Origin of the sequence: Enterococcus sulfureus ATCC 49903 (assembly GCF_000407605.1) — a bacterium.
Taxonomy (GTDB): Bacteria; Bacillota; Bacilli; order Lactobacillales; family Enterococcaceae; genus Enterococcus_G; species Enterococcus_G sulfureus.
In genome coordinates this window covers 195,484-208,039 of record NZ_ASWO01000001.1, presented here as the reverse complement: position 1 = coordinate 208,039, position 12,556 = coordinate 195,484, and the positions used below count along the sequence as shown (strand labels likewise).

Sequence of the window (12,556 nt, the reverse complement as noted above, 5' to 3'; positions counted from 1 at the left end):
ATCGATATAAAAAACGCGCTTTATTTAAAGTGTTTTCAGTCACATTATGACTGCTTAATGGTATAAAATAAAACATATTACATAATAGTTGTTTTGTTTTTATCAAAGGAGTGATCTATATGTTACAGTTTGTTGAAGCGTCGATCTCCAAAAAAATTCAAATTGCAGAGTATTTATATGTTCAACGTGGTGAAATCGATCCAGTTTACATGCAAAAAGATTTAGAATTATCGAATTCCACGTTTAAACGATACGTACAAGAAATTGAAGAATTATATCAAGCAGAATACGTGAATGGGATTCATTACAATGTGTATGCATTAAATAAAATCATTCGTTTTCTCGTCCAACAGTCCGCAAAGTTAGCGTTATTGAGGCATTTAGTATTTTATCCAGGTGAGTCTAGTGAATTTTATCGAAAGAAAACGTTGATGGCTCCTGCTACCTTTGCCAGAGTTTTAGGGCAGATCAAAGGCGACCTACGTCATTTCAATATGGAGATTCTCCAAGACAATGGATATTGGATCAAAGGCAAAAATGAACAAGAAGAAATCATGTTATTTGCTTATCTAGCAAGTTCATTTGGACTAGATACAAACGAACTTAAAGAATTAGTGAGTGAGTTCGGCGGTCAAGCACAATTGGCTGAATTAGAAACATTCGATTTTACATTTTATAAATTTTCGAATTATCAGTTTGAAGAAAAATTTTTCGAACATTTATATTTGTTCTCATTACTACGTCAATTTCAATTCAATCAAAAAATAGGTGTAGAAGAGATAGTAAGTGTCGATGTCGTCACGAATCTTTTACGTAATGCGTATGAAGAAAATGAGCTAGAAGCACATCAACGTTTTTCACATGTCGTACATACGATGTGTCATGATACAGTTTCGTATGAGAAACGTGAACTATTGATTCAATTGTTTATCAAAACCAATTTTCATTTAAAACTATTTCCTTATAAAATGAGGATTTTTGATTTACGTCAAGATTTTTTTGTTAGAAAAATGTATCATACGCATCCACATCGTCGGGCTATGATCGAACCGTTTATGAAGCAAATGTCTCAATTATTAAACGTCGATTTGTTTCAACGTGAAATCAGCATCATTTATTTTTTAGTATCCGAAAATATTTTAACGTTTGAACAGCAATATGGGTTTCATTTATATGTCCATTCTACTTTAGGAGAAAAACACGCAGATTTTCTTGTGAAAGAATTAGGACCATTGCGCCAATTCTTTTCAGAACCTTTCGTAATCAAAAAGCTAAAAGATCTCGAGTTATTGGATACACATCAAGATATTATTTTATTGACTAACGAAGTTTTTGAGACGTATCCCACAGACAAGCAATACATCATTAGCGATTATCTAACACTAACCGAATTTTTACAATTTAGTGTTTGGCTAAGGGAACGGACAACACATAAGCTGAGCTACCCAGCTTGATCGAAATAAAACAGAATGCCTTCTTCAAAGTAGTTATGAAGAGCGCATTCTGTTTTTTGCTAATAATATTAAGTAAAATAGCATTTATTTTAAATAAATTTAAATGAAAAATGAAATGTAAATAGTTTGTAATAAAATAAGCAGTGTTTTACAATGAAGTGCAGGAGGAATATGAAATGTTGAAATTTATCGAACCATTTATTGAAAAAAAGATTCAATTAGCAGAATATCTTTACATCAATCGGGGAGAAGTGGATACAGAATTCTTGATAAATGAGCTAAACTTATCAAATTCAACTTTGAAACGATATACAGAAGAAATCAATGAATTATACAAAGAATATTAGTATAATGGCACTTATTATAACGTTTATGCACTGAAAGAAATTGTATTTTTATTCTCATACATAGTAAGTTCGTTCAAAACAGATCAAGAAGAAATTTATAATATAATCATTGCTTTAGGTGGAGCTTCAAAATTAAAAAAAATAAAAAATATTGACTATTCCGAATTTAAATTTTCAAGTTATCCTTTTGAAGCGGAATTATTTAATAATATTCATGTTTTTGCTTTGATGTGACAATTACAATGTAGGGTCAGAGGAACTAGTCATATTGGAGAAAAGATTACATTTAATCGTATGGATAAATTTTTAAAGTCTAAGTATAGAGAAAATGAAGAAACAAATCGTGAGCGATTTACACACATTGTACACACTCTACTTTATGATAAAATTATATACGAGAAAAGAGAACGATTAATTGAACTACTTATGAAAACTGCTTTTCATTTGCAATTATTCCCATATAGCATGAAAGTTTTAGATTTACGTCAAGATTACTTTGTTAGAAAAATGCTTTATACATATCCACATCGAAAGGAAAATTTAGATTTATTTTTATCCCGAATGTCTCATTTACTGCGAGCTGATTTAAAACAATAGTTGCTATGCAATTATTTTAGTTCATATATTTCTTAAAGTATAAAAAAAGAACAACACCTTGATCAAAAGGTGTTGTTCTTTTTTTGTTTTATCTTGAATGTCCAACAATTGCGTTACCACTGTAGCCAAAACCTACACGTGTAATATTAGGATTTAATTCCCAATCACGGTGACCAGTACCACTTGCAGTAATCATATTAGTTTCATAATACCAAGCATTGATCACTTGAACACCAGGAGCGTAGTAAAAGGCGATTACTTCGTCTGCACGGCGCCAGTGGTCATTTGGGATATTGTAGCCGTTATTTGCCATCGTGTAAGCACGAGCATTTGCAGTAGCAGCTAGATCAGCATCCCAAACAACAGGATTCAAGCCTTTTGATACACGCAAGTCATTTAACGCATTCAACGTAGCGTCACTTGAGACAACCGTATTTGTTGGTGTGTTTGTATTTGTATTCGTATCAATAATTACTGGTTTGTCTTGATTCGGTGTTGAGGGTGTCACGACCACAGTTGTTTCTTCTTTAGGTGCTGTGGTTGTAGTCCCAACAACAGTTAATTTTTGACCGACAAAAATCATATTGACGTTACTTAAATTATTCCAAGAAACGATATCATCCACAGAGACACCATTTTTATCTGCGATCATGCCAATTGTCTCACCAGATTGAACCGTATAAATTCCATTAACAGCAACATTTTCTTGTTTTGGAGTTTCAGCCACTGGAGTTTCAGCCGGTGTTTCCACCGGAGCTGGAGTTTCCGCGACAGGCGTTTCAGCCGGAGTTTCAGCAACAGGCGTTTCAGTAGGTGTTTCAACCGGAGCTGGAGTTTCAGCCACAGGCGTTTCAGCAGGTGTTTCAACCGGAGCTGGGGTTTCCGCGACAGGCGTTTCAGTAGGTGTTTCAACCGGAGCCGGAGTTTCTGCGACAGGCGTTTCAGTAGGTGTTTCAACCGGAGCCGGAGTTTCTGCGACAGGCGTTTCAGCCGGTGTTTCCACTGGAGCCGGAGTTTCCGCGACAGGCGTTTCAGCCGGTGTTTCCACTGGAGCTGGGGTTTCCGCGACAGGCGTTTCAGCCGGAGTTTCCACTGGAGCCGGAGTTTCCGCGACAGGCGTTTCAGCCGGAGTTTCCACTGGAGCCGGAGTTTCCGCGACAGGCGTTTCAGCCGGTGTTTCCACTGGAGCTGGAGTTTCTGCGACAGGCGTTTCAGCCGGAGTTTCCACCGGAGCTGGAGTTTCTGCGCTTTGTTCGATCGTCAATGTTTGACCAATAAAAATTAAATGAATATTAGCTAGTTTATTCCATTGACCAATTTCGTTGACGCTAACGTTAAATCGATTCGCAATCGCACTAACGGTATCACCGGCTTGTACAGTATACGAAATTTTTGTTTTGGCGGTTTCAGTAGGTGTACTTGTTTCAATAGTTGATTGGGTAGTAGTACCAACTACTAATTTTTGACCCACAATAATTAAATTTTGATTTTGAATTGAATTTTGTTCAACTAGTGACGCGACAGTGGTGCTGTAGGTTTTAGCAAGGTCACTTAGGGTATCACCTGCTTGAACCGTATGTGTCAGGGTTTGAGTCGTTGCCGTCTGATTGACATCAATTGTTTCGTCAGCACGGACAGTTTGATTCTCTAATGCGACGGTAATTCCGCCAAGCGTTGTAGCAGCCATTGTAGCAATCAATTGTTTTTTCATACCTGGTTTATCACTCCTTAAGTCAAGCTTTATAAGTTTTAAGATTTCTTAATCTTCACCCATTATAAGCCGAAATGATATCTTTTGCTAAAAAAATGTCCATTTGACTTTTATTTGTAACATTTCTAGCAAAAAAGCAACGAACAATTTCGTAAGATATGACATAAATTGATACAAATTATCATAGAAACGGGTATTTTTGTTGCTTTTGTTCTAAATAGCGTTGATATTCTTGTGTCATCCCAAAATAATTTAATCGGAAGCGATTTTCTTCTTTAGCATTTAAAGTAAAGGGAAGCAGACGTGTTACTTTTCGGGTGATGACAGTTGAGGGGAGTTTTAAGTACTCTAGTAAATTGGTTGGTTGAGTGATGATTGTATTGGAAAGTTCTTGAATGGGTCTAAAGAGTAATAAACAATGAATAGCACGTAGGATATGTTGTTCTAATGAAGGGATCTGTTTGGTGACATCCAGAAATAATCCATTATGAAGTGTGATACGGGTATGATAGTTTTGCTTGTCGAGAGCGTCGATTTGACCGGCATTTAACCAAATCGTAGTAGAATGTTGGATGTTTTCTAGTGGGAATAAGCTGAAATGTCCATTGCTTACTGGAATCGTATAGGTTTTATGGGGGTGAGCACTTAAATAAAGTTCTCGGTAATGTTCATAATCTAGATTAAAAGATTGAAGCCAAGCATTGATGACCATAAGGCTAGATTGATCGATAACTTGAATATAATCTTTAAATAAGACAAGTGTGCATATCGTTTCTTGTTTTTTATAAGGAAGCAACGCGACGATCTCAGAGCGAAAATCAAGATACGGGGTGATTTCCAATAAAGAAATACAACATTTTAGCCATTCTTCATTGATCCAAGATGAACTCTGTTGCTCTTTCAACTTATTATAGGAAATCGCAAAATTCAATTCGGTATTTTTATTGTATACTTCTGTCATTGCAAAATAATCCTCCAGACACATTTTAAATGTTATATTTTTGTTGTTATTTTATATTAATAGCATACTTTTTATTAAATTGGAAGCGGCAACAAGAAATTTGATCTGAAATTGATCAATTTACGTAAACTCCTATTTCGCCCTTTTTTGTAGACTAGAATTACCTCGAGGAAACAAAATAAGGACGTGGCGATATGCAACAAACATTAGCAGAAGAAGTCATTCAAAAATATGAGCGTTTGATTTATAAAGTGTTATCTGATAATCGGATTTTTTTACTAAATCCTTCTTATCAAGATTGGGAGCAAGAATTGAAACTGGTACTCGTTCAATTAGTAGACTCTTTTCTTTCAATGGAACAATTTGAGCAGGAATACCCTTTATCTTATCTGTATCGTAAATTGAAATGGTCATTAGTCGATTTAAGACGTAAAGAACAAAAACAAGGACATGAGTTACTCCAGCCAGAAGAATGGGCTGCAGTGTTAGCTAAAGATGTCTTGATCCAAGAAGATACTAAACTGTTGATCGAAGAATTTTATTACACGTTAGTGAGCAAAGATCAAGAAAAATTACATGCTTTATTAGGAGGAAATGAATTATCACGTCAGATGCGTGGGTACTATCGAAAAAGCTTACGAAAAAAATTTCAAGAATTTATAAAGTTCTTTTGACATTTTCAGGAGTTGTTTCGTTTATAAGAGTGTAAGGCGCGCAACTTACAACAACCACTAAGGAGGAATTGACAATGAAAGTAACAGAGAAAACGGGAGTACGTATCGAAATGACGGATCAAGATACTCAAAAAATCGTGAAGCAAAATTTTTCAAATGTCCGAGCAGATCAATCAGATGAAGCATTACTGACCTTGGCAGAAGTTGTCGGCGAATTAGCCAAAGAAAAGGCAGATATCCAGGGGACATATCAAGTTGTAGAATACCAAATCTTGAAAGACACGAACGAATAGGAGGAAGAATAGATGAAAAAATTACAAGTGACGTTCTTAAACGAAGCAGGGAAAAAACATTCATGGAGTCCAAGTGTGGCATCTGAAACTTTAAATGCACAAGAGGTAAAAGCTGCAGCAGATAAACTAGCCAGTTTAAATCTTTTTGCGAAAGATGGGATCTTATTGTATCAAAAAGCGGAAGCCGCAAAATATGTTGAAACGATTGAAACTGAGTTATTTTAACGGTAGGATCCACGTGTGGAGTGCACGTGGATTTTTTTGAAAGGAGCAGTCTATGATAATCGATATTAGTGAATGGCAACGACCGGATCAAATCAATATGGCACAATTAGCACCACAAGTCACGGGAGTGATCATTCGGGTACAGTATGGACTAACTAAAGAAGATGATTTTTTTAAAGAACATTTGCATGCGTTCCAAAAATATCAGATTCCTTGTGCAGTCTATGCGTGGGTAAGGGGTGGTTCAGAAGAACAGATGGCGGCAGAAGCTCGAGCTTTTTATGAACGCGCACATGCATTTGATCCAGTTTTTTGGTGGCTCGATGTAGAAGAACACTCCATGCCAGATATGCGTAGAGGATGTGAAGTGTATCGTCAGACCTTAAAACAATTAGGCGCTAAAAAAGTCGGTGCGTATATTGCCAATCATCTTTATAGCCAGTTTAATTTAGATACAACGAAATTCGATGCCATCTGGATGCCGACATACGGACGAAATACAGGCATTTTTGAAGGTAGCTTACCAACAGCTACGACACGATATGACCTTCATCAATATACGTCAACTGGACATTTAGCTGGTTATGATGGAGCACTTGATCTAAATCGTTTGACAAACGGGACGTTCGAACAGTTATTTGGTCCAACACCGATTGTATCGAACACCGTATCAACACAAGAAAAAAACGAAAAGGAAGGGATCCAGATGCGAACATTTCGCTTGCAAGCACCGATTTATCTAAGAACGAAGCCGACTGTGACGTCAAAAGAAATTACGTTGTTACCAAAAGATGCATTGGTGCGAATTCAAAATATTTATGAACAAGAAGGCTATCTATGGGGCGAACAACCTCGAGCAGATGGAAGTAAAGGATATTTGGCTTTAGGGACATTTAAGAGTTACGGTCAGTTTTTATAGATCCTGATAACGTACTCCATTTTGGGGTACGTTTTTTTTAGGTTTTTTTAGAATGAAACGCTTGTTTTTTATAACATAAGATGATACAGTTCTAATGAATAATAAGTACAGTTTGTTTGGTGTTTTCTTTTGAATAGTAGGACCACAAACGAGAAAGTAGGAAATTATGCGCTATTATATAATGCCTAGTCGTGATATTCGTCGTAACTTAGCGACAGAAGAATATTTGATGGATCATGCACCATTAGATGAACCGTTATTACTGTTATATATACAGAATCCTTGTGTTATAATCGGTCGTAATCAAAATGTATATGAAGAGATCGATTTAACGTATCTACGAGAACAAAATATCACATTGACGCGCCGAATCTCAGGTGGTGGTGCAGTGTATGATGACCTTGGAAACTTAAGTTTTAGTTTTGTGAGTCGCAAAGGAGACGTAACGTTTGGGGATTATCAAGGTGTGACCACACCAATCCTAAACGCACTAAAAGAAATGGGTGCAAAAGACGTGTATGCTGGTGGCCGAAATGATTTGTATCATAAGGGTCGAAAGTTCTCTGGAAATGCGATGTATAGTAAAAATGATCGTACGTATTCCCATGGTACATTGATGTATGATGTGGATTTAGACGTGTTGCAACAAATTCTCACTGTCAATAAAGAAAAAATCGCCTCAAAAGCAACTCCCTCTGTTCGTAAAAATGTCACGAATCTCAAGCCGTTATTAACTCCCGATTACCAAACGAATACAACTGAAGCATTTCGCGATCAATTGATTTTGCAACTGTACCATGTAGATACTTTTTCTAAAATCAAAGATAAAGTATTGCGACTATCTGCAGAAGATGAACGAGAAATCGAAGCTTTATTTCGTAAAAAATATGCGAATACCGATTGGATCTTTGGGAAATCACCAGCCTTTGAGTTAAAAAATCGTGTACGTATTCCAAAAGTTGGGATCGTAGAGGTTCAAGTCGCAACAAAAGAAGGCCGTATCTCCCATATTCGTTTTTTAGGAGATTTCTTTGGAAGTTTACCTGTATCTGAGCTCGAAAAGAAATTATGTGGAAAAGCTTTTCGTTATCAAGCAATTTCAGATGTATTGAATACTTTGACCTTGTCAGATTATATCTTACATTTGACGAATGAAGAGTGTTTATCGTTACTGTTTTCTTAAAGGAGAAAAATTATGATCGAATTAGTCGAATTAAGTAAAACGTATCAGACGACGCAAGCACTAGCTCCGGTGAACCTTACGATTTCAGACCATGAAATCGTAGGGATCGTTGGAAAAAGTGGTTCTGGAAAAAGTACGTTACTGCGTCTGATCAATGGGGTCGAATCCCCCACAACCGGCCGCATCTATCTAGATGGCCAACATGTACAAGCATTATCAAAAGAAGAACTAAGGCAGCAAAAAGCACAGATGGGAGTTATTTTTCAACAATTTGACTTGTTGAATAATTTGACCGTCACAGAAAATGTCGCCTTACCGCTAAAATTACAGCGGCAAAAAAATCCCGAACTTGTAGCAGAATTGCTTGCTTTTGTTGGTTTGACACAAAAAGCTAAGATGTATCCCGCTTCATTATCTGGTGGTGAAAAGCAACGTGTTGCGATTGCCAGAGCACTTGTAAGGCAACCGAAGTATTTACTTTGTGATGAAGCAACGAGTGCTTTAGATGAAGCCAATACAAACGAAATCATCACACTATTAAAAAAAGTTCATCAACGATTTTCCCCCACGATTTTATTTGTTAGTCACGAATTAGAAACAGTAAAACAACTGTGTACTCGTGTGTTTGTCTTTGAAAATAGCCAGTATCTAGGCGAGATTCATAATCGCGTTGAAATTGCTGAACAGAATGAACTCAATTACTTTGAGACTGTGAAAGCGAGGTTTTTATAATGGATACTTGGAACACAGTGATATATTATTGGCCTGAATTAGTCGTCTCATTAAAAGAGACTGCAATTATGATGAGCATCTCACTACTTTTTTGTCTCGTCATTGGATTGCCTTTAGGCGTATATCTTTATTTAGTAAACCCCTCCCAGAAATCTTACAATCCCTTAATTTATTATAGTTTAAATTTTTTTATTACCTTGATTCGCTCATTTCCGTATTTATTGTTGGTCGTGACACTTATTCCAGTAACACGAATGGTCGTCGGACGTGCATTTGGTCCTATTCCTGCTGCAGTGCCGTTGAGTTTGGTTGCGATCGCCATTTTTGCGCGTTTAGTCGAACAAGTGTTATTAGATTTACCTGAATCTACACAACAATTAGCCGATTCTTTAGGTGTAACCCGTTGGCAATTGATTTGGCATTTTTTATTAGTCGAAGCCAGAAGTGGGATCGTCTTAGCCTTTACAACGACCACTGTAAGTTTGGTCAGTTATTCGACAGTCATGGGAATCGTTGGTGGTGGTGGAATCGGTGATTTTGCGATTCGCTATGGATACCAGCGTTATGAGTATGGCATTATGTATGTCGCGATCGTATGGATGATCGCCTCTGTATTTGTGATCCAGCTAGGTGGAAACGCACTAGCTAGAAAAATAGATAAAAGAAAGTAGGAAGAAAGAAACATGAAGAAATGGGTATTAGGTGCTTTAGCACTTGCAGCAGTAGTAGGATTAGGTGCATGTGGAAACGATCAAAAAGAAAGTAAAAGTGAAGATAAAGTCATTAAAGTAGCTGCACAAGCACCCCCAATGACAGATATCGTTAAAGTAGCTGCCAAAGAAGCGAAAAAAGATGGCTGGGATATTCAATTGGTTCAAGTCAATGACAATGTAGCCTACAACGACATGGTCATGGGAGAAGAAGCGGATGCGAGTTTAGCGCAACACAAACCATTTATGGAAAAATACAATCAAGAAAAAAATGCTACGTTAGTTGCGTTACAACCAATCTATGATGCAAAAGTTGGGTTTTATTCAAAAGATTATGATTCGATCGATGCCTTACCTGAAAATAGTAAAATCGCGTTGCCAAGTGATGTATCAAATGAAGGTCGTGCATTAGCGATCTTAAATGATTATGGTGTCATCACCTTAAAAGAGGGCGTGGGTGCCAATGGTACGGTCAAAGATATCGTAGCTAATCCGAAAAATTTTGAATTTATGTCTGTTGATTTATTAAATCTAGCGGAAGCTTATAGCGAGCCAGATGTGGCGATGGTATATAACTACCCAACATACATTGCTAAAATCGGCTTAAAACCAAGTGATGCGCTATTTTTAGAAAAAACACCGGATAGCCGTTTTTCAATCCAGCTTGTTGCACGTGAAGACAATCAAGATTCTGAGAAAATCAAAGCATTGAAAAAAGCGGTAACAAGTGATGCTGTGAAAAAATTCTTAGAAGAGCAACATAGCGATACCTTATTAGTTGCCGTTTAATCGAAATGATCATTATGGCTCTTTTGTGAAAAATAGCGAATGAAACTAGCGTAATACTGGACTTTTTGGTACAATGACTAAGGACTATTTAAACATAAAGGAGACGTTCACATGATATCAGCAAGCGATTTAAAAGCTGGAATGACATTTGTTCAGGACGGTAAATTAATTAAAGTAATCGACGCAAGTCACCATAAACCAGGTAAAGGAAATACAGTTATGCGTATGAAATTGCGCGATGTGCGTTCTGGCGCGACTTATGATACAACATTCCGCCCAGAAGAAAAATTTGAAAAAGCACATATCGACACAAATACTGTACAATATCTATACACTATGGATGATACAGCATTCTTTATGGATCTAGGTACATATGATCAATACGAAATCCCGGTAAACACTGTGGAAAACGAAATGAAATATATCCTAGAAAACATGGAAGTAAAAATCCAATTTTTTGGTGATGAAGTGATTGGGATCCAATTGCCAACAACTGTCGTGTTAACTGTTGCTGAAACGCAACCATCGATCAAAGGCGCTACCGTAACTGGTTCTGGTAAACCGGCAACAATGGAAACTGGATTAGTCGTAAACGTACCTGATTTCGTAGAAGCTGGTGAAGCACTTGAAATCAACACAACAGAAGGTACTTACGTAAAACGCGCAAGTAAATAATAGAAAAGCTGACTGTGCCGCAATGGGGGCGGTCAGCTTTTTTAATTGGAGGTCAATCCAGTGAAAGAGTTGTTAAAAGATCGAATCGATCGTTGGGCAAGTTTATTATTCATTAGCATTGCGATTGGAGTCGTAGTCAGTGGTCTAGATGTGCTGTTTGGCCGAGTATTACTATCGCTGATCGCGACATCGCATGAGCTTATGCCGTGGATTCCTTTGTTATTGGGACCAGCAGGAATTGTATTTATGTTTATCTTTTTACGTTACGGTAAAGAAAGCACTCAAGGAATGAATTTGATTTTTCGTGCAGGACATGGAGAAGATGTCGATATTCCCAAACGAATGGTATTATTTGTAACTATCGGGACATGGATCACTCATTTCTTTGGTGGAAGTGCAGGGCGTGAAGGAGTGGCGATTCAAATTGGGGGCACGATTGGTCAATGGTTTGGCTCGCTTTCAAAACGGATCGATCGACGCGAATTTGTGGTGATTGGGATGGCTGCAGGATTCTCGGGGCTTTTTCAGACGCCGATTGCCGCTATCTTTTTTGCATTAGAAGTGCTAGTGATTGGTCATATGCGCTATCAAGTGTTGATTCCGACTTTAGTTGCGTCGTTTATTGCGAGTAATTTGTCTCATGTTTTAGGCTTAGAAAAATTTCATTTTGAGATTGTTCCAGACCTGACATTGACGCCACTTGTGTTAATCAAGTTAGCGATCTGTGGCATTGCATTTGGATTATGCGGAGCGTTATTTGCGTATTTATTAAAGCAAAGTAAATCATTTACGCAGCGACTATTTCCAAATCCTTTATGGCGTATTTTCATTGTCGGAGTATTAGCTGGAGGATTGATCATTCTCTTTTTCCAAGGACGTTATGCGAGTCTTGGAATGAACTTGATCGAAGGGACATTTGCACTTGAGTCGATTACATCCTATGATTGGTTGCTCAAACTATTGCTGACAGTTTTAACGTTAAGTGCAGGCTTTCAAGGAGGCGAAGTAACGCCGTTATTTGCCATTGGAACGACATTAGGAGTCGTGTTGGCATCGGTATTAGGATTACCTGTTTTACTGGTGGCTGCCTTGGGATACGCGAGTGTTTTTGGGAGTGCAACCAATACGGTATTGGCTCCAGTCTTTATTGGAGCAGAAGTATTTGGCTATGAAACCTTGCCATTTTTCTTTATTGTATGTGCCTTCTCTTATGCTTTTAATTTTAATCAGAGTATTTATGGCCAACAAAAAATCGCATGGTTAACTGAAAAATAAAACCGTTAGTT

The 12,556-nt window shown here is 37.4% G+C and carries 14 protein-coding genes; 12 read left to right on the top strand and 2 right to left on the bottom strand.

The features are described from left to right. The first annotated feature begins 119 nt into the window (after window positions 1-119). Together I573_RS01040 and I573_RS11430 are read left to right on the top strand one after the other, a co-directional pair. The gene (locus I573_RS01040; RefSeq protein ID WP_016184704.1) at window positions 120-1,454 is read left to right on the top strand and encodes a helix-turn-helix domain-containing protein; all 1,335 of its coding nucleotides are present in this window, start codon (window positions 120-122) and stop codon (window positions 1,452-1,454) included. A gap of 176 nt (window positions 1,455-1,630) precedes the next feature. Next, on the top strand, window positions 1,631-1,801 hold the full coding sequence (locus I573_RS11430) for a helix-turn-helix domain-containing protein (protein ID WP_016184703.1): 171 nt from the start codon (window positions 1,631-1,633) through the stop codon (window positions 1,799-1,801). 685 nt (window positions 1,802-2,486) lie between these two features. Here I573_RS11430 and I573_RS11260 read toward each other — a convergent pair. Beyond that, window positions 2,487-4,109 carry a LysM peptidoglycan-binding domain-containing protein gene (locus I573_RS11260; RefSeq protein WP_016252700.1) on the bottom strand — a complete coding sequence of 541 codons (1,623 nt, stop codon included), beginning with the start codon at window positions 4,107-4,109 and terminating at the stop codon, window positions 2,487-2,489. 181 nt (window positions 4,110-4,290) lie between these two features. Next, window positions 4,291-5,070, bottom strand: coding sequence for a competence protein ComK (locus tag I573_RS01020; protein ID WP_016184699.1), 780 nt, complete (start codon window positions 5,068-5,070; stop codon window positions 4,291-4,293). Between the two features lie 194 nt (window positions 5,071-5,264). Between I573_RS01020 and I573_RS01015 the strand changes: the two genes are divergently transcribed. From I573_RS01015 to I573_RS00970, 10 genes are all read left to right on the top strand, one after another. Continuing rightward, window positions 5,265-5,744 (top strand): hypothetical protein, encoded by a 480-nt coding sequence (locus I573_RS01015; RefSeq protein ID WP_016184698.1) that lies wholly within the window; start codon window positions 5,265-5,267, stop codon window positions 5,742-5,744. A gap of 74 nt (window positions 5,745-5,818) precedes the next feature. Next, window positions 5,819-6,037 carry a DUF1659 domain-containing protein gene (locus I573_RS01010; RefSeq protein ID WP_016184697.1) on the top strand — a complete coding sequence of 73 codons (219 nt, stop codon included), beginning with the start codon at window positions 5,819-5,821 and terminating at the stop codon, window positions 6,035-6,037. A gap of 12 nt (window positions 6,038-6,049) precedes the next feature. Further along, entirely contained in the window at window positions 6,050-6,262 is a 213-nt protein-coding gene (locus tag I573_RS01005; RefSeq protein WP_016184696.1) for a DUF2922 domain-containing protein, read from the top strand. Between the two features lie 52 nt (window positions 6,263-6,314). Continuing rightward, entirely contained in the window at window positions 6,315-7,181 is an 867-nt protein-coding gene (locus I573_RS01000) for a glycoside hydrolase family 25 protein (RefSeq protein WP_016184695.1), read from the top strand. A 166-nt stretch (window positions 7,182-7,347) separates the two neighbouring features. Continuing rightward, window positions 7,348-8,364 carry a lipoate--protein ligase gene (lplA, locus tag I573_RS00995; protein ID WP_016184694.1) on the top strand — a complete coding sequence of 339 codons (1,017 nt, stop codon included), beginning with the start codon at window positions 7,348-7,350 and terminating at the stop codon, window positions 8,362-8,364. A 12-nt stretch (window positions 8,365-8,376) separates the two neighbouring features. Beyond that, on the top strand, window positions 8,377-9,096 hold the full coding sequence (locus I573_RS00990) for a methionine ABC transporter ATP-binding protein (RefSeq protein ID WP_016184693.1): 720 nt from the start codon (window positions 8,377-8,379) through the stop codon (window positions 9,094-9,096). Then, the gene (gene emtB, locus I573_RS00985; RefSeq protein ID WP_016184692.1) at window positions 9,096-9,767 is read left to right on the top strand and encodes a metal ABC transporter permease EmtB; all 672 of its coding nucleotides are present in this window, start codon (window positions 9,096-9,098) and stop codon (window positions 9,765-9,767) included. The genes I573_RS00990 and emtB overlap by 1 nt, the downstream gene beginning before the upstream one ends. Before the next feature lie 12 nt (window positions 9,768-9,779). Continuing rightward, window positions 9,780-10,595: a MetQ/NlpA family ABC transporter substrate-binding protein gene (locus tag I573_RS00980; protein ID WP_016184691.1), complete on the top strand. Its 816-nt coding sequence runs from the start codon at window positions 9,780-9,782 to the stop codon at window positions 10,593-10,595. Window positions 10,596-10,706: 111 nt separating this feature from the next. After that, window positions 10,707-11,270, top strand: a complete 564-nt coding sequence (efp, locus tag I573_RS00975; RefSeq protein ID WP_016184690.1) for an elongation factor P — start codon at window positions 10,707-10,709, stop codon at window positions 11,268-11,270. Window positions 11,271-11,330: 60 nt separating this feature from the next. After that, window positions 11,331-12,545, top strand: coding sequence for a chloride channel protein (locus tag I573_RS00970; RefSeq protein ID WP_016184689.1), 1,215 nt, complete (start codon window positions 11,331-11,333; stop codon window positions 12,543-12,545). Window positions 12,546-12,556 lie beyond the last annotated feature (11 nt).